The organism is Comamonas squillarum (assembly GCF_025309455.1).
GTDB lineage: Bacteria > Pseudomonadota > Gammaproteobacteria > Burkholderiales > Burkholderiaceae_C > Comamonas > Comamonas squillarum.
In genome coordinates, this window is sequence record NZ_CP104377.1 from 573,669 (window position 1) to 595,175 (window position 21,507).

The following is a 21,507-nucleotide window of genomic DNA, read 5'->3' on the forward strand; positions in this document are numbered from 1 at the left end:
GCGATCCAGGCGGCTGAGGCGGACCCCGGCACCAGCACCCGGAGGCACGGTTGCTGACACCGCTGATCGAACTGCGCGGCATCCGCAAACGCTATGGCGGTGGCAGCACGGGCCGGCCCGAGGTGGAGGTGCTGCATGGCATTGACCTAAGCATCCAGGCGGGCGAGTTTGTCGCCATCGTTGGCCAATCGGGCTCGGGCAAATCCACGCTGATGAACCTGCTCGGTTGCCTGGACCGGGCGAGTGACGGCAGCTACCACTTCAACGGCCGGGATGTGGCGGCGCTGGATGCCGACGCGCTGGCCTGGCTGCGGCGCGAGGCCTTTGGCTTTGTCTTCCAGGGCTACCACCTGATTGCGACGGATTCGGCCCAAGAGAATGTGGAGATGCCCGCCATCTATGCCGGCAGCGCAAGGCCTGCACGCGCAGCACGGGCGCAGGCCTTGCTCGGCCGGCTGGGGCTGGCAGACAAACGGCATCTGCGGCCCAACCAACTGTCCGGCGGGCAGCAGCAGCGGGTATCGATTGCGCGGGCCTTGATGAACGGCGGCCGCATCATCCTGGCCGATGAACCCACGGGCGCGCTCGACAGCCAAAGCGGCGCCGAGGTGATGGCCCTGCTGCACGAGCTGGCCGATGCCGGCCACGCCATCGTCTTGATCACCCATGACCGCAAGATAGCGGCGCAGGCCCGCCGCGTGATCGAGATCCGGGACGGCTGCATCGTCAGCGACAGCGAGCCGAGCCCTTGCACAGCGCCAACGCAGGCCGCCTTGCCGCCGCCGGATATGGACGAGGCAATGCAGAAGTCAGGCAGCCAACCCTTGGCCGACCTGCGCGAAGCGCTGCGCTCGGCTTGGCGCTCGATGCGCATCCACCGCGCACGCACGGCCTTGACCCTGCTGGGTATCGTCATCGGCGTGGCCTCGGTCATCGTGATGCTGGCCGTCGGCATGGGCGCCCGCCAGGAGGTGGTGGCACGCATGGGCGCGATGGGGGCGACGGTGATGTACATCAACAACCGCAAACCGCCCCAAGGCGGGCCGACTGGCGTGACTACCTTGGCGGACCTGGAGGCAGTAGAACAGCTGCCCGAGGTGGCCCACGCCATGCCGGTAGCGCGCGACCCGGCCACCGTGCGCTACGGCAATGTGGCCTGGCAGGGCGACACCATTGCCGCCACCAGTGCCTGGCCGGCCATCCACAACTGGCCCGTGGCGCAAGGGCGCTTTTTTACCGACGCCGAGGATGCGGAGCTGGCCCCCGTCGTGGTGATTGGCAAAAAGGTGCATGAGCGCTTTTTTGAAGGCCGCAAAGCGCTGGGCGAGCTGCTGCTGATTGGCACCACGCCTTTTCAGGTGGTGGGTGTTATGTCAGAAAAAGGCGCCGGCGATGGCGGCCAGAGCCAGGATGATCTGGTCGTCGTTCCCTACCGCTCGGGCATCCTGCGCATCTTCCCCAACGGCAAAAGTTTTGACCCCCACTACACCGTTATCCGGGCCCGCGATTCCCAAAGCGTGCTGCCCGCGCAAGCGGCCATCGAAAACCTGCTGCGCCTGCGCCACGGCCGCGAAGACTTCTACGTCGCCAACGCCGCCGCCCGCCTGCAGGCCGCAGCCCAGGCCAAAGATTCGATGACCACCATGCTCAGCCTGATCGCCGCCGTCTCGCTGCTGGTCGGCGGCATCGGTGGGATGAATGTGATGCTGATGGCCGTGAAGGAGCGCACCCGCGAGATCGGTATCCGCATGGCGACTGGCGCACGCCAGTGGGATATTCAGCGCCAGTTCATGACCGAGGCGGTGCTGGTGACCATGGTGGGCGGGACGGTGGGTGTGTTTCTTGGGGTGTTGATTGGCGCGGTGTTGGTTTTTTTGGGGGGCGCTGTGGTGCTTTCTGTTAGTGCGATGCTGCTGGCTTTTGGCTGCGCGGTGGTGACCGGCTTGGTGTTTGGCTGGATGCCGGCGCGGCAGGCGGCGCGGTTGGAACCGGTGGTGGCTTTGGGTGGTTAGGGAGGGGAAGAGGGCGGTCTTCTAACGGCAGCTAGCGCTGTCACTGACCGTGACGGCTTCCCGGCCCAGCCGGGCCGTTACCGCTTCAGTGAGGAGGGTAGAGGGGATCGGGCAGGGAGAAGAAGGAAGGGAAGGGAAGGGAAGGGAAGGGAAGGGAAGGGAAGGGAAGGGAAGGGAAGGGAAGGGAAGGGAAGGGAAGGGAAGGGAAGGGAAGGGAAGGGAAGGGAAGGGAAGGGAAGGGAAGGGAAGGGAAGGGAAGGGAAGGGAAGGGAAGGGAAGGGGTTCAGTAATGCGCCACACCTAAACTCTCCCATTCCTGCCGTGCTACAGTTACGCCGCTGCGCCCGTAAAGCGCAGCCGGGATTGGCGTCCCGGAGCATCTCCACGACGTAAGCCGTGGTCTCAATTTCGCAGAGTCTGCGGCTCTCTTGTCTGTGCCCCTTTTATGGTGGCTCGGATAGGGGAGCGAAAGCTCCGCCGGTTCTCGCAGGAGGTGCCCGGTACGCCAACCTGTTCGAGCCACCGCCTTCTATTGGCGTGGGAGGTGGTGGTTTTAGCAAACTGCACCACCTGGAGTCCACCATGGCTCAGTCTTCCCTCGTGCGCATCTCTGCGCCCACTTCCCGCATGGGCGAAAGCGCCCTTATCCAACTGCATCCCGACGCGCATAACGCGCTGAACATGGCCGTACAGGCACTGCCTCTACTCCGCAACCTGTCCCGGAGTCAGGAGGCGTCATCATGAACAGCAAGGCCCAAGCTGCCCGCGTCGCAGCGAAAGCCGCCGCAGGCGTGGATGCCAGCTCACATACCTCCAGCCTGGATAGCGTCTATGCCGATGCCATCCAGGCCATCGCGGGCTATGGCGACCAGCCTTTGGACATTCACGACATCTGCAGCCACCGCAGGGCCTGCGGCTTTACGGACGACCTGGCGCTGACGGAGTGCGAAGCTCAAGCGATCAACACGCGCTTGTATGGCTTGAGTGCTATATCGGCTCTGCTGATGGGTGCGGATGATGATGGGTCGTTCAAGCTGAGCAAGTGGCTGCAAGGCGGTCTGCACAGTGCTTTGTATGCGCTGACGGAGGATGCGCAGGGGGTGCTGCAGCGGGCTAATGAGAAGGCTGCCGAGGGGGAGAAGGGTGGCGCTGGATGAAGCACCTGAATCCGACCCAACCCTTTCGCCCTTTTTTTATGGGCATTCCCGCGCTCCGAAATCTGTCAAGGATGCTGAGGAAGATGGGGATGCAGCTGGAGGTTCAGCCGTTGACTTCATTGACGTGTGTCGCTTGATTGAAACGAGTATTCAGCGACTACATGCAAGGACAATGCATGCTGTGTAAAAATACAGTATTCTTGACCAGCCTTCAGTGTAACAATATAATTCGATGGCTGTTTTCAGTAACTACATTTTAGGCGATAACAATGAAGCCAGCATCGTTCAAATTCATCGATTTATTTGCCGGTCTTGGTGGATTTCACCTTGCCCTAAATAGGCTTGGAGGAGAGTGTGTCTTTGCAGCAGAATGGCAAGAGCACCTTCAAGAACTCTATCAGGCGAATTTTGGCCTTCGCCCACAAGGTGATATAACAAAAATATCGCCTAATGATATACCCGACCATGATGTCCTTACGGCTGGATTTCCTTGCCAGCCATTCTCTAAGGCTGGAGAGCAACTTGGCTTCGAGTGTACGAAGCAAGGAGATCTTTTCTTCAATGTGGCAGCGATCCTCAAACAAAAGAAACCAAGCTTTTTTATTCTTGAAAACGTTCCGAATTTACTCAAGCATAATGAAGGGCGAACTTGGAAAGCGATTCAAGATATTCTAGGGATGGGGCCAGAGGGGCTCGGTTATCACATAGCCGCAGAGCGCTTTTCTCCACACAATTTTGGTATTCCTCAAATTCGGGAGCGAGTATATATTGTTGGATCAATCAAGCCACTAGAGAATTTCACATGGCCAGAGACAAGCCTAGCAGAGACGTCAATTGACAGCATTCTTGATAAAAACCCCCTCAATGCAAAAAAACTCTCGACACAGGTTGTAGAGTGCTTGAATGTGTGGGCAGATTTTTTAAAGCGTTGTCCTGAAGATGTTGAACTGCCTTCTTACCCACTGTGGTCTATGGAATGGGGTGCAACCTATCCATACGAAGAAGATACGCCATACGCATTGAAGGAAGACTATGGCATTGATGGCCTCAAAGGATTTAGCGGGAGTCACGGTCGCAAGATAGGCTTCCTGCGTACGATAGAAGAGCGATGGATGGCTTTGCCTAGTCATGCTCGAACCCCTCAGCGGAAATTCCCCAAGTGGAAGGTGGATTTCATTAGGCAGAACCGTCAATTCTACGCTGAAAATAAAGCATGGATTGATCCTTGGATGAACAGTATTTTCAAGTTCCCTTCAAGCCTTCAAAAGTTAGAGTGGAATGTGAAGGGTGGAGAGCGAGATCTTTGGAAGTATGTGCTGCAATTTCGTGCATCAGGCGTGCGTGTTAAACGCCGCACCACGGCTCCAAGCTTGATTGCCATGACCGATACTCAAGTACCCATTATCGCATGGCAGAAGCGTTATATGACTCCAGAGGAATGCGCTCGATTGCAGAGCTTAGATGAATTGAAGGCATTGCCGTCTACGCCGACAAAGGCATTTCATGCTCTTGGTAATGCAGTAAATTCGACTGTTGTTGAACTCGTTGCTCGTGCATTATTGATGGGTATGAGTGAAGGTGATTCGATGAATGCAGGTTACAAAGTTGACCATGAAAAGGCCAATGCATGACAGGAGAAAATAAGCCGAATCAATTGGCTCCAATTGAAATTCGTCCTGAAGTGACCATGCTTTCGGTGCTTAGGCACCTGAATTACAAAGCCTGGTTTGCAATGGCTGAATTCATCGATAACGCACTCCAAAGTTCAATTGCTAATAGTAATGAGTTGCGAGTTCTGAATGATGGGCACTTTCAACTAAAGGTTGATATTAAGATTGATACCTCCGGGTCTGGTCAGATTGTGATTGCTGACAATGCTGCCGGAATATCGAAAATCGACTTTCCTCGTGCATTTCGAGCCGCTCAAGTCCCAACAGATCGCAGCGGGCTTTCAGAATTTGGCATGGGTATGAAAAGCGCAGCATGTTGGTTTGCTGAAAAATGGAGCGTCCGAACTAAAGCTATTGGTGAATCGGTAGAGCGCACAATTTTTTTTGATGTTCGGAACATTGTTGAGAATAAGATTGAGAGTTTGAACACGGAGATTCGGGAGGTCGATCCGTCAACGCATTACACAGTAGTGACCCTCCGAGGGTTGCATCACATGCCGCAGGGTCGAACTGTTGGAAAAATTCGAGATCACTTAGCCAGTATTTATCGAGTTTTTTTGAGGGACGGGAGGCTATCATTGCAATTGAATGGAGTGCCGCTAAACTATCAGTCGCCAGACATTCTCAATGCAGTTCTTTATTCATCGCCGGGAATTCAGGCACAGGGCGATGGCATAGTACCGGTTGAGTGGAAGAAAGAGATTGATCTGGACTTTGGTGGCGATCAACGCGTCAAGGGATTTGCAGCACTTCGAGCAATCGGCTCGACGCCTTTGGCTGGCTTCGCATTATTCCGACGAGATAGATTAATAGAGGGTAGCTTCGATGAGAGCTATCGGCCCAGCTATGTTTTTAAGCAAACTAACAGTTACCCGTATCAGCGATTGTTTGGTGAACTTCATGTCGAAGGATTTGAAGTTAGCCATACCAAAGATGGATTTCGTTGGGAAGAATTTGAGGACATTTTTCTTGAACACTTGAAGGAAAAAATCGAAGAAGCGCCACTCGATCTTCTCGCCCAAGCTGAGAACTATCGGGCACTTCCTTCAAGAAAGAGCATTGAGGTTCAAGCTGCGGCAGCCACTGCCGCAGTTGCAAATTACGTCGAAAAAGAAGTGGCACCGCTGTTGATCGAAGCAACGCAGTACCCGGTAGCGGCGAATGAACTTCCTTTCGAGTTGATTGCCCGTGAACTCCAATCATCTGAGCGGATTGTCGAAGTTCACGACGGTAACCATAAATGGATAATCACGTTGAGAACTTCTGTGGATCCGGCTGCAGAAGATTGGGTATCAGTTGCAAAAACTGAGCAGCCTACGGATTCAGGTGAAAATATCCGTCGCTTAACTATCGATCTCTCGCTAGCTCATCCATTCTCCAATGAATTTTTGGGAGCGAACAATGAGAATGTTGAATTACTGCTGCGCATCTCAACAGCAATATGCATTGCTTTGGTCCTGTCGGAGGATGTTTCCGCAGAACCACCCGAGAGTTTCCTATATCATTTCAACTACTTGATGAGAGGTGCTCTGGCGAGAACTTCGCCGACAAAATAATCCATGGTAACATCAATCAAAATCTTGAATACTCTCAAGCCTCCTCTGCGTTGGGTGCCGGAAAAAAAAGAAATTACTGAGGATTTTCTACGAAGCAAGTCTAAGGATCCAAATGGTCCAAGTTACGAAGATTTGACAGATGGTGTGAACTCTGTTCTTCAAGAAGCTCAGCGTATTCTCGGGCGCTGTCTACCACCTCAAGACCCAGTGGGAAGAGAAACAGGGCTTGTGGTAGGGTATGTGCAGAGCGGTAAAACAATGTCGTTTGAGACCGTGATCTCGTTGGCACGTGACAACGGTTATGGACTCGTCATTGTGTTGGCAGGAACGAAGAACAATCTTCGTGATCAATCTGAAGATCGCTTAAAGAAGGATCTCGGCATCGATGAGGGCGACAACTGGTACCACTATTCCAATCCAACTGCGAACTCTAAAACGCAGATTGAGGACAAGATCGTTGCATGGAAGAAAAAGCCCACCAAAAAAGCCATTTTGATCACTGTGCTCAAGCACGGTAGCCATCTTGACACCTTAGCGACTCTCGTCAAAAAGCTGTCTGTGTCAGATGTTCCTGCTTTGATCATTGATGATGAGAGTGATCAAGCAAGTCTGAATACTATGGCGGCAAAGATCCGCAGTGGGAAAGCCGCACCATCGGAAATGAGCACGACGTACGAGAAAATTTGTGCGCTCCGTGATGTGCTTCCGCATCATTCATACCTGCAGTACACGGCAACACCACAAGCTAATTTGCTGCTAGCACAAACTGACCTGCTGAATGCATCATTCGCAGAATTGGTAACGCCTGGAGACGCTTACACCGGTGGTAAATCCTTTTTTGGGAAGAATACAGCGCTGGTTAAGGAAATTCCCGCTGAAGAAGTTCCCGGACCTAGCAACACGCTGACGGCATCACCTAAGAGTTTATTGAGTGCCTTGCGGTACTTTTTATTGGCGTGTGCTCAGCATGCATTGACACGTGAGAGAAAGAAGGACAGAAATCGCTCGATGATGATTCATCCTGCGATGGCAACTACATCTCACACGCATTATATGGGGTGGCTTGATAAGTCGTTGAAAACACTCAAGTCATTTGTTGAGAAACAATATAAAACCCGACCTAATGATGTGGCGCGGCGATTCCAAAAGGAATATGATTCCTTGAAGAAGACATATCCCAAAATCAAGCCATTGAGCGAATTAATCGCTGCGATGGTTGATGAAGTATTTGGCGAGCTTAATCATGTTGTTGTCAATGGAACCAAGGATGCAGAGAAGAAAATTGACTGGAAAGCTACGCCATATTGGATTCTGGTGGGCGGTGCCAAGCTGGATCGAGGCTACACTGTAGAAGGCCTTTGTGTGACCTACATGCCGCGTCCCTTAGGGACGTCACCGGCAGCTGATACTTTGCAGCAGCGAGCTCGGTTCTTTGGTTACAAGCGTGCGTATTTGGGGCTCTGCCGCGTGTTTGTTCAAAAGAATGTGAGTGAGGCTTTTACTGAATATGTCGAGCACGAGGAGTTCGTACGAGAGGCCCTGGAGAGTTCACGAGGGAAGCCTCTTACGGATTGGCGTCGCGATTTCATACTCACTTCGATGCTCAAGGCAACACGGGCGAATGTAGTAGGACTCGGCACTCGTCGTATCCCCGCTAATGGGTGGATGGTTCCAGATGTGCTGCAAAGAGACGACGATGCTGCCAAGGCAAATCGAATGTTGCTTCTGTCCGTGAAAGAAAAATGGACTGCCCAATATGGCTCTCCTATCAATGCGGCTGAATTTCCTCAGTTCAAAGGTGCTAGAGATTCGTCACCGCACTTCGTGTTGGAGTCCATTCCTTTAAAGGCAGTGCTTGAAGACTTTCTGCTAGAAGTGAAAGTGAAAGACCCCTTGGATGCTGAAGAGCATAGCGCGATGCTGATCGCAATAACATCGCTCCTTAGAAAAAATCCCGATCTAAAGGCCGATGTTTTTCTTATGAACAATCTAGTGGCAGGTTACCGGACGCGAGATGAAGGGCGTGGCGTCGATGCTAAGCACCGTTTTGCACCTATCAATCAGTATTTCAGTCAAAGTGAGGCTGCTGTCAATGACAGAAGTTTTTGCTCTGGTGAGCGTGTCTCCCTTCAGTTGCGTCGATTCAATCTAGGTACGATGCAACGAGATTCGGGTAGTGCCGATATTAAGGATATCACCTGGTTTGCATTGCACGTACCAAGCAAATTGAGGAAGGATTTGCTCATTGAGGCACGCACGTAGCATGGGTCTCTTTGATCAATTTTCAACTCTGCCTCACGCAACGTCGGACACGAGTTTCACAGCGATACCTTTGTCCAAGCGCCGCAAGGACTTCCTCGCAAAAGGGTCTGATGGAACTCCCATTTTCTTGTTGCATGATGCCAGTGAGGCGAAGTACAACCCGGGTGTTCAGTTCAGGCATTTGACTGCTCAGTTTCACGCCACATGCCGAGTGCTTACCGACGACACTACAATACAAGAGCAGTTCGCACTTGTCTCGTGTGATGGTGCCGCGACGGACTTGCATGAACTTTTTGTGCGCTGTTTTAGTGTCGCGATTGAGGATTTGCCAGTCTCTTCTGGAACGCGGGAATTGGACGCCTGTATTCAAAAGCTCGTAGATCTTTTCAGGGCTCTTTCCCAGCCAAGTGGAAAGGATGTGTTGGGTCTTTGGGGCGAACTCTATGTAATCGCGAATAGCGGCAATATTAGAGGTGCGCTTGCGGCTTGGCATGACGACCCATTCGATCGCTTTGACTTTTCCTGGGAACGGGGATGTCTGGAGGTGAAGGCATCCACGCAAGCGGTTCGACTTCATCACTTTGCTCTCGAGCAATTGATGAATCCGACGAATGGAGTTGGCTTTGTTGCATCGTTACTGCTCCAGCCTTTATCCGGCGGACTCGGGTTGATAGATCTTGCGAACTCGATTGAAGCGGAAGTATGCGATTCGCCTCTGCTGAAGCAGAAGCTTTGGAGCAATTTGACCAAGGCTTTAGGGGGAGACTTTTCCGAAAAGCTAGACAAGCGGTTTGATGTTTCCTATGCCGGGCGTTACGCCATTTTGTATGCCATGAATGACGTCCCTAAACCGGCGAAACCTGATGATTCGCGAGTGATTGCGATTCGCTTCGTTGCCGATCTGACAACGGTTATGTCTTCACTCAAGAAAACATCCTTGTCCGCCCTGCATAGTATGTTTTGAGGGTGGATTGAATGGACATAAATCTATCCAGTCAAAGCCTGTTGAACAAATCGCCGGCTGGAGTCTGTTAGCGTCGTCTGACCGGATAATTTCCGCAGTCCAAACCTCGCTATACCATCATCAACTGGCGGCACAACAACGCAGCGCGCAAAGGGTGGGGCTTACTGACCATCGGGCTGTACTAAGGCAGATCTTGGTCTGGCGATGCCAGTAGATGATGCGCTCACTGTCCGAAGTTCTTGCATGCGCCGATTCAGTTCTGCCCGTGTATCAAAAACCTGTTTAAATTGCCATTTCGCCAGATCAAAGGCTTTTTTGAATCACTGCTGGCTTCATGGCTGCTGTAGCCAAGCAATCTGGACGCTCACTTGATTTACCGCTCTAGTGAAACCGACTTACGCCTACGGGTCGACGCCACGAGCCTCAACTTCCTAACCAAGGGCGATGGAAGTGCAAAAATGCGCTGACTATAGCGTTGCCGACAACTGTGTAAGCATCATGGCCATGATGGCCGAACTCTGCAGATATCGGCTATCGGCGTTACTTCGAAAAATTTCACTGACTGCTTATGGCTACATATGGGTAAAAAGCCCGCTATCCAAAAGATAGCGGGCTTTTTACTGACTTGGTGCCGGAGAGATGAATCGAACACCCGACCTTCTCATTACGAATGAGCTGCTCTACCGACTGAGCTACACCGGCGTTAGAGAGAAATTATAGCGTGAAATTTTGGCTCTCAGACCAAATTGCGGAATTTATGCTTCTGTGTGGTAGCGGGTGATGCGCTCGACCTCGTTCTTCGAGCCCAGGACCACGCTGACGCGCTCGTGCAGCTTGGTGGGTTGGATGTCGAGGATGCGTTCGCGGCCGTTGGTGGCGGCGCCGCCGGCTTGCTCTACCAGCCAGCTCATGGGGTTGGCTTCGTACATCAGGCGCAGCTTGCCGGGCTTGTTGGGTTCGCGCTTGTCCCAGGGGTACATGAAGACGCCGCCACGGGTAAGGATGCGGTGCACGTCGGCCACCATCGAGGCGATCCAGCGCATGTTGAAGTCCTTGTTGCGGGGGCCTTCCACGCCAGCCAGGCATTCGTCCACATAGCGCTTGACGGGGGCATCCCAGTGGCGCATGTTGCTCATGTTGATGGCGAATTCCTTGGTGTCTTCGGGGATGCGCACGTTCTCTTGGGTCAGCACAAAGCTGCCTTGCTCACGGTCCAGGGTGAACATCGCGACGCCGTCACCAAAGGTCAGCACCAGGGTGGTTTGTGGGCCGTAGACACAGTAGCCGGCGGCTACTTGCTGGGCGCCTGCCTGCAGAAAGTCGTCTTCGGTCACGCCAGGGTGGCCTTCGGGCTTTTTGAGCACGCTGAAGATGGTGCCGATGGACACGTTCACATCGATGTTGGACGAGCCGTCGAGCGGGTCGAACATCAGCAGGTATTCGCCCTGTGGGTAGCGGTTGGGCACCAGGTAGATGCTGTCCATCTCTTCGGAGGCCATCGCAGCCAGGTGGCCACCCCATTCATTGGCTTCGATCAGCACCTCGTTGGCGATGATGTCGAGCTTTTTCTGCACTTCGCCTTGCACGTTTTCGCTACCAGCGGTGCCCAGCACATCGCCCAGCGCGCCTTTGTTGACGCTGTGGCTGATGCGCTTGCAGGCGCGGGCCACCACTTCGATCAGCAGGCGCAGCTGGGCGGGGATGAGGCCGTCTACGCGTTGCTGCTCGACAAGGTAGCGGCTGAGGGTGATGTTTTTCTTCATGGGTGGAACTCCTTCAAACTGGGTCAATCTGGGTGGGCTCAGCGCTTGGGCTGGCGCGGTGGCTGTTGGGCTGGCGGTTGGGCTGGCGGTTGGGCCGGCTGTTGCGACGGGGGCGCCGCTTCGCGGCCATTCAGCTCCTCGCGCAGCTGCTCGGCGCGGGCCAGTTGGTCGCTGTGGCCCTGGGCGCGGGCATATTGCGCATAGGCGCTGAGCCACTGCCGCGCTTGCTGCGGGTCATTTTGTTCATGGGCCAGCACCATCAGCTGAAAGTAGCTGTCGTACACGGTGGCGTGGTCGCCTGCGCTGATCGCAATCTGCAGGCGCTCTTGCAGGTAGTTGCGGGCGGCGTCCATCTGGCCGAGCATGTAGCTGTTCTGCGCCAGGTTGGCCAGCAGGCCGCGCAGGCGCGGCGTCTCGCCCAGCGCTAGCAGGCGCTCGCGCACCACGGGCAGCAGCTGCTGGTTGGCCTGCAGGGCCTGGCGGTACTGGCCTTGCTCGTGCAGCACATAGCCCAGGTCTTCATACACGCCCAGTATCTGCAGCTGGGTGGGGTAGTCGGCCGCCTGCGGGATGGGGGTGCTGTTGTCCCAGCGCATCTGCAAGGGCAGCCTGGCAATCTCTTGCAGCGGGTAGCGGGTGATAAGCGTTTGCGCCTGTTTGAGCGCTGCCTCATAACGCCCGCCTTCGGCCAGCCAGCGGATGCTGGCAATGCTCAGCTCCAGATGCTGGTAGGCCCATTGCGGATCGCTGGGCTTGGGCATGGCCACCAAGGCCTTTTGTGCCACCTGGCCCGCCTCGGCAGGCATGGCGCGGCGGTTGAAGATGGTGGCCTGCGTGTAGTAGAGGCGGAAAAAATCCAGCGCCGGCGCCTTGGTTCGCTTGAGGATCGGCTCAAGCGCCTGCAAATCGGCGCTCATCGCGCTGCCGCTGAAACGGCCGCCTTCGCTGAACACGGCGGCATAGAGCGGCGCAAAGCGCTTTTCAAAATTGTTGCTGGGCGTGACCGCCAGGCCTTCGGGCGCGGTGGTGGCCACCGCCCCGGCGTTGCGGCCGGTTTGCGCGCTGGCCAGCAGGGGCATGGCGGCAGCCAGGCTGGCCAGGGCGGCAATGCCCTGGGCCAGCAGCTGTTGGCGCATGCCTTGGCGCATCAGTCCGCCATGGCGTGCGTGATCACCTCGCGCACATCGTTGCTGAGCTTGGGCTTGGCGGCGACCTTGGCAATCGCATCGCCCGCCGCGCTGCGGTAGGGCTCGGGCAGCTTCTTCCAGCGGTCCAGCGCGCGGGCCAGGCGGGCAGCGACTTGCGGGTTGAAGGCATCGAGCGCCACCACCTGTTCGGCCCAGAAGGCGTAGCCGGCGCCGTCAGCACGGTGGAAGCCACCGGGGTTGCCGTTGCAGTAGCTGAAGATCACGCTGCGGGCGCGGTTGGGGTTCTTGATGTTGAAGTCGGGCTGCTTCATCAGCGCGCGCACGGCGGGCAGGGCACTGCCGTTGATATCGGGTGCGCTCGCTTGCAGCGCAAACCACTTGTCCAGCACCAGCTCGTCGTTCTTGAACATCTGGTGGAAGCTCTGGATCGCCGCGTCGGCCAGCGGGCTGCCGCTCACCACCAGCGCGCTCAAGGCGTTGTAGCGGTCGGTCATATTGCCCGCGTCCTTGTAGCGCTGCAAGGTCTTGCCAGGCCAGACCTTGTCGCCCGATTCACGGGCGGCCACGCAGAGCATCAAGAGCGCATGGCCGGCCAGGGCGCGCTTGCCAGCGCTCACCGCATCGGGCACATAGGCGCCGGTGTGGCTGCATTCGTCGTAAGCCCAGGCCCAGTCGGCGGCCAGCTCAGTGGCCAGTTGCTGGCGCATGGCCTCGCGCACGGCGTGCACGGTTTGTGGGTCCACCTGGTCGAGCTGTTCGCTGATATAGCCTTCGGACGGCAAGGTCAGCGCCAGGTCCTTGAAGGCGGCATCGAGCTGCGGATCGCGCAGCACCTCGCGCATCGCTTGCACAAACGAGGCGGGCAGCAGATTGGCTTGTGGTGCAGCGGCATCGGCACCGGCGGCGCTGCGTGCGGCAATGGCTTGCAGCGCAAAGCGCAGGCCCAGGCGTTGGCCCGCTTCCCAGCGGTTGAAGGCGTCTTCGTCGTGGGCCAGCAGGTGCAGGAGGGCGTCGTCGCTCTCTTCGATCTGCAGTACCACGGGCGCGCTGAAGTTACGCAGCAGCGATGGGGCAGGGGCTTGCTCGACACCGTCGAAGACGATGGTGTGCGATTCCTCGGTCAGCACCACGGTGTGGTTGGTAGCGCTGTGGGCAATGCTGCTGAGCGCCTGGCTGGGGCGAATGTTCAGCGGCAGGCTGCGGCCGTCGGCTGCCAGCAGGCCCAGCGTAACGGGGATCACAAAGGGCTCCTTGCCAGGCTGGCCTGGGGTGGGCGGGCAGGACTGGGTCAGGGTCAGGGTGTAGGTCTGCGCTTCTGCGTCGTACACACCTTGCGCGGCCACGCGGGGCGTGCCCGACTGGCTGTACCAGCGCTTGAACTGCGGCAGGTGCTGGGCCAGCGGCGAGCCGGGGTTGGCATCGGCAATGGCCTGGGCAAAGTCGTCGCAGGTCACGGCCTGGCCGTCATGGCGCTCAAAGTAGAGCTTCATGCCCTTGGCAAAGCCGTCGCGGCCCACCAGGGTGGACTGCATGCGCACCACTTCCGAGCCTTTTTCGTAAATTGTGACGGTGTAGAAGTTGTTGATTTCGAGGTAGCTGTCCGGGCGCACGGGGTGGGCCATGGGGCCGGCGTCCTCGGGGAACTGCACGGTGCGCAGCACGCGCACATCGTCGATGCGCTTGACGGCGCGGGCCGAGGCGCTGCCGGCCATGTCCATGCTGAACTCCTGGTCGCGGAAGACGGTCAGGCCCTCCTTGAGCGAGAGCTGGAACCAGTCGCGGCAGGTGACGCGGTCACCCGTCCAGTTGTGGAAGTACTCGTGGCCCACCACCGACTCGATATTGGCGTAGTCGGCATCGGTCGCGGTGGCCTGGCTGGCCAGCACGTACTTGGTGTTGAAGATGTTCAGGCCCTTGTTCTCCATCGCGCCCATGTTGAAGTCGCTGGTGGCGACGATCATGAAGCGGTCGAGGTCCAGGCTCAGGCCAAAGCGGGCTTCGTCCCAGGCGATCGAGGCCATCAGCGAGTTCATCGCGTGCTCGGTCTTCTCCAGGTCGCCGGGGCGCACAAAGACCTGCAGCAGGTGCTCGTTGCCGGCGCGGCTCTTGATCTTCTGCTCGCGGGCGACGAGGTTGCCCGCCACCAGCGCAAACAGGTAGCAGGGCTTTTTGTGCGGATCGACCCACTTGGCAAAGTGGCGGCCTTCGTTGCCAGGCCCTTGCAGGTCGCCTTGCTCGACCAGGTTGCCGTTGGACAGCAGCACCGGGAACTGGGCCTTGTTGGCGCGCAGGGTGACGGTGTACATGGCCATCACATCGGGACGGTCCAGGAAATAGGTGATGCGGCGAAAGCCTTCGGCCTCGCACTGCGTGAAGAACGAGCCATTGCTGGTGTACAAGCCCATCAGCTTGGTGTTCTTCTCGGGCATGCAGGTGGTGAAGATCTCCAGGTCGACCGGGTCGCTGCCTTCTGGCAGGTTCTCCAGCACCAGGTCCGAGCCGTCCATCTTGAACGAGGACGCTGCGCCATTGACCATCACGCGGGCCAGGTTCAGCTCGTCGCCATTGAGGTGCAGCGGCTGGGCCGGCACATCGGGGTTGCGGCGCACGCGCATCTTGTTGAGCACGCGCGTCTTGGCCGGGTCCAGATCGAATGTCAGGTCGACCGTATCAATCCACCATGCCGGGGCCTGGTAGTCGGCGCGGTACACGGTGTGTGCTTGTCCTTCACGCATCATGGAGCTTCTCCAAAAATTGGTTGTTGAGCAGGGTCGAAAAATCGGGCGCCCATGCCAGAACATGGGGGCCGCTGAGTTGCTGGGCATCGTGCGTGGTGCCAATGCCCACCGCACGCATGCCGGCGCGCCGCGCCGCTTCAATGCCGTGCGGCGCATCTTCAAACACGATGCAGGCGGCCGGGTCTATCGCCAGGCGCTCGGCCGCCTTCAGAAAAATATCGGGGTGGGGCTTGCCGGGCAGGCCCTCGTCGCCACGCGCAATCGCCTGGGCCGGGGGCTGCATCTGCAGGTTGTCCAGCACAAAGCGTACATTGTCCTGGTCGCCTGCAGTGCCAATGGCCACTTTGAGGCCCATGTCTCGCGCCTGGGTATGAAAGCGGTCAAAGCCATCGACCGCGCAGAAATGGGCGGCAAACAGCTCGCGGTAAATGCCTTCTTTTTCTGCGGTGATGCGCTCGCTCTCTTCGGCGCTTACCGTGCGGCCCATCAGCGCGCAGGCGCATTCAAAGGCGTTCTTGCCGGTGGTCTGCGCCATGAAGGCGGGCACATCCAGATCCATGGCGTGGCGGCGTGCGTATTCCACCCAGGCCTGGGCATGCCAGGGCATGGAGTGAACCATGGTGCCGTCCATGTCAAAAATCAGCGCTTCGATCGCAGGCATTGGGCTTGTCTTCAGGTCCGTATCGGCTGGGAGGCCCAGCCAATCGATAGAGGGGCTGAGGCACGCCGCATGCACCGCTGCATGGGGAGTGCCACAGGTTTTTAAACGCCTTGCTTGAGCGAGGCTTCGATGAACACGTCCAGGTCGCCGTCCAGCACCTTTTGGGTGGCGGAGACTTCGACGTTGGTGCGCAGGTCCTTGATACGGCTGTTGTCCAGCACGTAGCTGCGGATCTGGTGGCCCCAGCCCACATCGGTCTTGGTGTCTTCGAGCTTTTGCTGCTCTTCCATGCGCTTGCGCATTTCAAAGTCATAGAGCTTGGAGCGCAGGCGCTGCCAGGCCACATCGCGGTTGCTGTGCTGGCTACGGCCATCCTGGCACTGCACGACGATACCGGTCGGGATGTGGGTCAGGCGCACGGCCGAGTCGGTCTTGTTGATGTGCTGACCACCCGCGCCGGAGGCACGGTAGGTGTCGGTACGCACATCCGAGGGGTTGATGTTGATCTCGATGGAGTCATCAATCTCGGGGTAGACAAACAGTGACGAGAAGCTGGTGTGGCGGCCACCCGACGAATCAAACGGGCTCTTGCGCACAAGGCGGTGCACACCGGTTTCGGTGCGCAGCAGGCCAAAGGCGTACTCGCCCTCGATCTTGATCGTGGCGCTCTTGATGCCGGCGACATCGCCCGGGGTTTCTTCTTCAACAGTGGCCTTGAAGCCCTTGCGCTCGGCGTACTTGAGGTACTGGCGCAGCAGCATGCTGGCCCAGTCGCAGGCTTCGGTGCCACCGGCACCAGCCTGGATGTCGACAAAGCAGTTGAGCGGGTCGGCCTCGTTGCGGAACATGCGGCGGAACTCGAGCTCCTCGATCAGCGGGCGCAACTTGGCAGCCTCGGCTTCGATGGTCTCCAGCCCGGCATCATCGCCTTCTTCCTTGCTCATCTCGAAGAGCTCGGTGTTGTCGGCCAGCTCACTGCTCAGCTTTTGCAAGGTCAGCACGACGGAGTCGAGGGCCTTCTTTTCCTTGCCCAGCTCCTGGGCCTTCTTGGGATCGTTCCAGACGCTGGGGTCTTCCAGCGAGGCGTTTACCGTGCGCAGTCGTTCGTACTTTGCATCGTAGTCAAAGATACCTCCGAAGCTCTTCTGTCCGGCTGGACAGGTCTTCGAGGGTGTTGCCGATTTGGTTGATGCGTTCTGCTTCCATGTCACTGTGTCCTATTATTGCGGTCTAGCCCGTTATTGTCGCATGCTGGCAGCGCTTGGCCGGCCAGTGGTGCTTTAGGGCATATGCTTGATTTAATAATGTTTTTGCTCCCGCTGCGCAGCGTTTGCGGCGCTGGGCGAGGCGAGGCTCACTTCCAGGCAAACCGGGGCTGGTCAAAATGCGCGACGCGGGTGGGGTGCCCGAGCAGGCCAACCTCACGAAACTGGTACAAAAATGCGGCCGTGGGTGCGGCCACCCAGCTCTTGCCCATCGGCATGCGCAGCACCGGGTGGGGCGAGGCGTCGGTGTGCTCGAGCATCGGCGCATCGCTGCGCAGCAGCTCGGCCAGCGGGATGCGGTGCACGCTGGCTACTTCATCGGGGTTGGGCTGCAGCTGGGCCGTGGCACCGGCCCAGACCACCACCGGGGTGATGACAAAGCCCGAACGCGTGGCGTAGTCATCGAGGCAACCCAGCACCTGGCTGGGCGCTAGCAACAGGCCCGCCTCTTCATGCAGTTCGCGCAAGGCGGCTTGCTCGGCGGTCTCGCCCGCCTCAATGCGGCCGCCGGGCAGCGCCCATTGGCCGGGGTGGTTGCGCAAGTGCAGGGCGCGGCGCGTCAGCAGCAGTGCGGCCTCGTTGCTCCACTGCGCGGGTGGGGGCAGGCCTTCGAGCCCGGCGCCCGGGCCTTCGTCCAGCAGCACCAGCGCGACGGCGGCCTGGGACTGGCCGGCGCCGCCCATGCGCTGCACCTCAAAATGCTGCAGGCTGTGGTGGATGCGCGATCGCAGGGCGTCGCTCAGAGCTAGGGCGTGGGTCATAGGGCTGCTGCATTGTAGAAGCGGCCCGGCCGGCTACCACGCGCCAGAGAGACAGCGGGCGGTGTTTGGGACTTTAAGGATTCAGCTGGAGCGGCTCTTGTGGCGCAGGCAGACCTGGAACATCAATCCAAAGGCAGCATCGGGGCCGAACTGGGCGGGCAGGGGCTCGCCCTGGGCCGGCAGCAGGCGGCCATGCATCACGCCGGTGTCGCTGGGGTGGGAGGTCACCACAATCTCGGGCCCGCAGCCACCGGGCAGCAACACCCGCAGGATCTGGCCCTGGTGGCAGTGCAGGGGGGCTCGGGGTTCAAAGATCAGCCGCACGGTGCCATGTGCATGCCCGCTGGCGTCGCACAGCATGCACTGCACGATGCCTGGCGGGCTGCCCTGGGACCAGCAGGGAACATAGCCGATGAAGGGATCCTTGGGCGGCTGCGCATATGGCGCCCTGCCGCTGGAGGCTCTTGCCTGCCTGCCATGGGGCGCGCACGGGGGGCAATGGGTCTCGGTGCAAGGCGTGGGCAGGCTTTTGCCGCCCTCGGGCCTGGAATCGCGCGGCTTGTCTGGCCGGGGTGCGGGGGGAGGGTGGCTGTGGGGGTTGGGCGGCTGGAACATCGTGGGCTGTCGCTATAACTGTATTGAACGGATTAATGAACTCGATAGTTTTTTATAAATAATAAAAGATGAAGCTTCGGCAGAACTTACGGGAGATTGGCGGCTGATGCGGATCAAAAGAGCGATGAATAAGGCTTGACAGCGCCTCGATCTGCTGCGCTGTGCTGCCTGGGTGGCGGTGATGCCGGTGTCGATGGGCATCTCTGCCTGGCGCGCATGGCGGCCATGGCCAGCGAGGTGTCAAAAAATGCTTTTACACTTGGTTTTTTTGACCGACACCGCTGAATTTTTCTTATGCAAGACATCCAACTTGGCCGCAGTGATTTGAAGGTATCGCCCATTTGCCTGGGCACGATGACGTTTGGCGAGCAAGTGAGCGAAGCGGATGCGCATGCCATGCTCAGCCATTCGCTGGCGCGTGGCGTGTACTTCTGGGACACGGCCGAGATGTACTCGGTGCCCGCCCGCGCCGAAACCTATGGTGCGACGGAGACCATCATCGGCAACTGGTTCAAGGCCAACCCGGGCCAGCGTGACAAGGTGGTGCTGGCCAGCAAGGTGGCGGGCCCATCGCGCGGCATGCCCTGGGTGCGCGAAGGCAAGGGCATGACGGCGGCCGACATCGTGGCATCGTGCGAGGCGAGCCTGCGCCGCCTGCAGACCGATGTGATCGACCTCTACCAGATCCACTGGCCCGAGCGCCATGTGCCCGCCTTTGGCAATCTGTACTACGACCCGAAAAAGGAAACCAGCGAGACGACGATTGGCGAGCAGCTGCAGGCCTTGGCCGGCCTGGTCAAGGCCGGCAAGATCCGCCACATTGGCCTGTCCAACGAGACGCCGTATGGCGTGCATGAGTTTGTGCGCCTGGCCGAGCAGCATGGCCTGCCGCGCGTGGCCAGCGTGCAAAACCCGTACTGCCTCATCAACCGCAGCTGGGAAAACGGCCTGGATGAAACCTGCGACCGCCTGGGCGTGTCGCTGCTGGCGTACTCGCCTCTCGCCTTTGGCCTGCTGACCGGCAAGTATGACGACAGCGGCATTACCGGCCCCCAGGCACCCCAGGGCGCGCGCATTGCCAGCTATGAGTCGGTGCGCAAGCAGCGCTGGGGCCGCCCCGAGGCGCTGGATGCCGCCAAGCGTTACAACCAGCTGGCACGCGACCATGGCCTGACCCCGGCTGCTTTGGCACTGGCCTTTTGCTACAACAAATGGCAGGTGGGCAGCACCATCATCGGTGTGCGCACGATGGAGCAACTGGACGAAGACCTCAACGTCTGGGGCACGCAGCTGTCCGATGCCTTGCTGCAGGAGATTGACGCACTGCGCTGGGCGCTGGGCGATCCGGCGCAATAAGAGCCGTTAACACAACCCTTGATACGTCGTTGCCGAACCTTGTCGTACTACTGTACTGCCTGCGGCTCGACGCCTAGTCGGGGACGCCTAGTCGGGGACGCCTAGTCTCAATCGCAAACCTTCGGTTTGCTGGGGCGTGTTACCGGCTCTAAGTCTTCAACAGGTTCTGAGGTCCCTGAAGGGGCTGATGAAGGCGCTGACCTGCAGGCCCTGGTGCAAACCAGGGCCTTTGGCGTTGCCAAGGCCGCTATGCTTGGCGGCGCCCTCCGCTAATTTTTCGAGACAATAGGGGGCAGATTTTGTGTGGCGCCTGCCGCCACCCCTCCAGCCATGAGCAAAAAAAACCATATCAGCGAAACGCCTGCCACCCAGTTTCTGAAGGCGCACAAGGTGGCGTTTACCGAGCATCCCTACGACTATGTGGAGCATGGCGGCACGTCCGAATCGGCCCGCCAGCTGGGGCTCGATGAGCATGTCGTCGTCAAGACCCTGGTGATGCAGAACCAGGATGCCAAGCCGCTCATTGTGCTGATGCATGGCGACTGCAAGGTGTCGACCAAGAGCCTGGCGCGCCAGATTGGCGCCAAGAGCGTGGAGCCCTGCACGCCCGAAGTGGCCAGCCGCCACAGCGGCTACCTGGTGGGGGGCACCTCACCGTTTGGCCTGCGCAAGGCCATGCCGGTCTATATCCAGGAGACGATTCTGGCGCTGCCGCGTATCGCCATCAACGGCGGGCGGCGTGGTTTTTTGGTGCAGATCGACCCCAAAGCATGCGTGGAGGTGCTGGGCGCCCAGCCGGTGCAATGCGCGCTGGCAGAATGATGCCTGTTTTTGACCTAGATATACCAGTGCGCGCCGGCTGCCCAGGCGCGCAGACAAGGGGAGCAATTTGAGTACCGTTTATTCCATCCTGGCCACCATCCTGGCCTACCTCATCGGTTCGCTGTCGTTTGCGGTGATCGTCAGCCGCACCATGGGCCTGAGTGACCCGCGCACCTATGGCAGCAAAAACCCGGGTGCCACCAATGTGCTGCGCTCGGGCAGCAAGGCAGCGGCCGTGGTGACCTTGCTGCTCGATGCCGCCAAGGGCTGGCTGCCGGTGGCGCTGGTGGTCTGGTTGGGCAAGCCCTATGGCCTCGAAGAGGGCACTGTCGCCTTGGTGGGGATTGCGGCATTTTTGGGCCATTTGTGGCCGGTATTCTTCAAGTTTGAAGGCGGCAAGGGCGTGGCCACCGCGCTGGGCGTGCTGCTGGGCTTTAGCGGTTGGCTGGGTCTCTTGGTCTTGCTGGCCTGGGTGGCGGTGGCGGCCATCTGGCGCTATTCGTCGCTGTCGTCGCTGGTGGCGGCGGTGCTGGCACCGGTGTTCTACATCCTTATCGGTGGCGAGCTTTGGGATTTCCACGCCGAGATCTTTGTCGCGATCCTGGTGATGTCGGCCTTGCTGGTCTACCGCCACAAGCTCAATATCCAGCGCCTGGTGGAAGGCAAGGAATCCAAGCTGGGCCAGAAGAAAAGCAAGTGATGCAACGCGCTGCCCACGGGCAGACGGCGAAAAGGGCTGAATACCGGTAGCGGGTTC

Annotated in this window: 18 protein-coding genes and 1 tRNA gene; 11 read left to right on the forward strand and 8 right to left on the reverse strand. The window is 58.4% G+C overall.

All coding sequences use genetic code 11. The annotated features are described in order from the left end of the window. The first annotated feature begins 53 nt into the window (after positions 1-53). From N4T19_RS02660 to N4T19_RS23305, 8 genes are all read left to right on the forward strand, one after another. Positions 54-2,012: an ABC transporter permease gene (locus N4T19_RS02660; RefSeq protein ID WP_260720264.1), complete on the forward strand. Its 1,959-nt coding sequence runs from the start codon at positions 54-56 to the stop codon at positions 2,010-2,012. 49 nt (positions 2,013-2,061) lie between these two features. Further along, positions 2,062-2,316, forward strand: coding sequence for a hypothetical protein (locus tag N4T19_RS02665; protein WP_260719386.1), 255 nt, complete (start codon positions 2,062-2,064; stop codon positions 2,314-2,316). A gap of 436 nt (positions 2,317-2,752) precedes the next feature. After that, on the forward strand, positions 2,753-3,169 hold the full coding sequence (locus tag N4T19_RS02670; protein WP_260719387.1) for a hypothetical protein: 417 nt from the start codon (positions 2,753-2,755) through the stop codon (positions 3,167-3,169). Positions 3,170-3,438: 269 nt separating this feature from the next. After that, a complete protein-coding gene (locus tag N4T19_RS02675) occupies positions 3,439-4,800 on the forward strand; it encodes a DNA cytosine methyltransferase (RefSeq protein ID WP_260719388.1) in 1,362 nt (453 codons plus the stop codon). Next, complete coding sequence (locus N4T19_RS02680; RefSeq protein ID WP_260719389.1) at positions 4,797-6,395, forward strand: ATP-binding protein; 1,599 nt, start codon at positions 4,797-4,799, stop codon at positions 6,393-6,395. Before N4T19_RS02675 ends, N4T19_RS02680 begins: the two co-directional genes overlap by 4 nt. 3 nt (positions 6,396-6,398) lie before the next feature. Further along, positions 6,399-8,657: a Z1 domain-containing protein gene (locus N4T19_RS02685; RefSeq protein WP_260719390.1), complete on the forward strand. Its 2,259-nt coding sequence runs from the start codon at positions 6,399-6,401 to the stop codon at positions 8,655-8,657. A gap of 1 nt (position 8,658) precedes the next feature. Continuing rightward, on the forward strand, positions 8,659-9,621 hold the full coding sequence (locus N4T19_RS02690; protein WP_260719391.1) for a PD-(D/E)XK motif protein: 963 nt from the start codon (positions 8,659-8,661) through the stop codon (positions 9,619-9,621). Between the two features lie 239 nt (positions 9,622-9,860). After that, on the forward strand, positions 9,861-9,968 hold the full coding sequence (locus N4T19_RS23305; protein WP_409935149.1) for a transposase: 108 nt from the start codon (positions 9,861-9,863) through the stop codon (positions 9,966-9,968). Between the two features lie 279 nt (positions 9,969-10,247). Here the strand turns inward: N4T19_RS23305 and N4T19_RS02695 are convergent. From N4T19_RS02695 to N4T19_RS02730, 8 genes are all read right to left on the reverse strand, one after another. Next, positions 10,248-10,323, reverse strand: a tRNA-Thr gene (locus N4T19_RS02695). Between the two features lie 53 nt (positions 10,324-10,376). Continuing rightward, positions 10,377-11,384 carry a class 1 fructose-bisphosphatase gene (locus tag N4T19_RS02700; protein ID WP_260719392.1) on the reverse strand — a complete coding sequence of 336 codons (1,008 nt, stop codon included), beginning with the start codon at positions 11,382-11,384 and terminating at the stop codon, positions 10,377-10,379. A gap of 38 nt (positions 11,385-11,422) precedes the next feature. Continuing rightward, entirely contained in the window at positions 11,423-12,532 is a 1,110-nt protein-coding gene (locus tag N4T19_RS02705) for a tetratricopeptide repeat protein (protein WP_260719393.1), read from the reverse strand. Continuing rightward, entirely contained in the window at positions 12,532-15,270 is a 2,739-nt protein-coding gene (gene pepN / locus N4T19_RS02710; protein WP_260719394.1) for an aminopeptidase N, read from the reverse strand. The genes N4T19_RS02705 and pepN overlap by 1 nt, the downstream gene beginning before the upstream one ends. Next, positions 15,260-15,931, reverse strand: coding sequence for an HAD family hydrolase (locus N4T19_RS02715; RefSeq protein ID WP_260719395.1), 672 nt, complete (start codon positions 15,929-15,931; stop codon positions 15,260-15,262). The genes pepN and N4T19_RS02715 overlap by 11 nt, the downstream gene beginning before the upstream one ends. 101 nt (positions 15,932-16,032) lie before the next feature. After that, a protein-coding gene (gene prfB / locus N4T19_RS02720; protein ID WP_133857164.1) for a peptide chain release factor 2 occupies positions 16,033-17,137 on the reverse strand; the annotation gives its coding sequence in 2 pieces (ribosomal slippage) (positions 16,033-17,055 and positions 17,057-17,137; 1,104 coding nt in all). Between the two features lie 148 nt (positions 17,138-17,285). After that, complete coding sequence (locus N4T19_RS02725) at positions 17,286-17,957, reverse strand: NUDIX hydrolase (RefSeq protein ID WP_260719396.1); 672 nt, start codon at positions 17,955-17,957, stop codon at positions 17,286-17,288. Between the two features lie 81 nt (positions 17,958-18,038). Further along, positions 18,039-18,317 carry a hypothetical protein gene (locus tag N4T19_RS02730; RefSeq protein ID WP_260719397.1) on the reverse strand — a complete coding sequence of 93 codons (279 nt, stop codon included), beginning with the start codon at positions 18,315-18,317 and terminating at the stop codon, positions 18,039-18,041. A 549-nt stretch (positions 18,318-18,866) separates the two neighbouring features. Here N4T19_RS02730 and N4T19_RS02735 point away from each other — a divergent pair. The 3 genes from N4T19_RS02735 (at position 18,867) to plsY (ending at position 21,450) form a co-directional block, all read left to right on the forward strand. Further along, positions 18,867-19,928, forward strand: coding sequence for an aldo/keto reductase (locus N4T19_RS02735; protein ID WP_260719398.1), 1,062 nt, complete (start codon positions 18,867-18,869; stop codon positions 19,926-19,928). Between the two features lie 330 nt (positions 19,929-20,258). After that, positions 20,259-20,750: an aminoacyl-tRNA deacylase gene (locus N4T19_RS02740; RefSeq protein ID WP_116926894.1), complete on the forward strand. Its 492-nt coding sequence runs from the start codon at positions 20,259-20,261 to the stop codon at positions 20,748-20,750. A gap of 67 nt (positions 20,751-20,817) precedes the next feature. Continuing rightward, complete coding sequence (gene plsY, locus N4T19_RS02745; RefSeq protein WP_182340780.1) at positions 20,818-21,450, forward strand: glycerol-3-phosphate 1-O-acyltransferase PlsY; 633 nt, start codon at positions 20,818-20,820, stop codon at positions 21,448-21,450. Positions 21,451-21,507 lie beyond the last annotated feature (57 nt).

Excerpts from the sequence above, each read along its gene's own strand:
- N4T19_RS02670 (WP_260719387.1), top strand. The coding sequence starts at position 2,753 with ATGAACAGCAAGGCCCAAGCTGCCCGCGTCGCAGCGAAAGCCGCCGCA.
- N4T19_RS02675 (WP_260719388.1), top strand. The coding sequence starts at position 3,439 with ATGAAGCCAGCATCGTTCAAATTCATCGATTTATTTGCCGGTCTTGGT.
- N4T19_RS02680 (WP_260719389.1), top strand. The coding sequence starts at position 4,797 with ATGACAGGAGAAAATAAGCCGAATCAATTGGCTCCAATTGAAATTCGT.
- N4T19_RS02685 (WP_260719390.1), top strand. The coding sequence starts at position 6,399 with ATGGTAACATCAATCAAAATCTTGAATACTCTCAAGCCTCCTCTGCGT.
- N4T19_RS02690 (WP_260719391.1), top strand. The coding sequence starts at position 8,659 with ATGGGTCTCTTTGATCAATTTTCAACTCTGCCTCACGCAACGTCGGAC.
- N4T19_RS02700 (WP_260719392.1), bottom strand. The coding sequence starts at position 11,384 with ATGAAGAAAAACATCACCCTCAGCCGCTACCTTGTCGAGCAGCAACGC.
- N4T19_RS02705 (WP_260719393.1), bottom strand. The coding sequence starts at position 12,532 with ATGCGCCAAGGCATGCGCCAACAGCTGCTGGCCCAGGGCATTGCCGCC.
- pepN (WP_260719394.1), bottom strand. The coding sequence starts at position 15,270 with ATGATGCGTGAAGGACAAGCACACACCGTGTACCGCGCCGACTACCAG.
- N4T19_RS02715 (WP_260719395.1), bottom strand. The coding sequence starts at position 15,931 with ATGCCTGCGATCGAAGCGCTGATTTTTGACATGGACGGCACCATGGTT.
- N4T19_RS02725 (WP_260719396.1), bottom strand. The coding sequence starts at position 17,957 with ATGACCCACGCCCTAGCTCTGAGCGACGCCCTGCGATCGCGCATCCAC.
- N4T19_RS02730 (WP_260719397.1), bottom strand. The coding sequence starts at position 18,317 with ATGCTGTGCGACGCCAGCGGGCATGCACATGGCACCGTGCGGCTGATC.
- N4T19_RS02735 (WP_260719398.1), top strand. The coding sequence starts at position 18,867 with ATGCAAGACATCCAACTTGGCCGCAGTGATTTGAAGGTATCGCCCATT.
- N4T19_RS02740 (WP_116926894.1), top strand. The coding sequence starts at position 20,259 with ATGAGCAAAAAAAACCATATCAGCGAAACGCCTGCCACCCAGTTTCTG.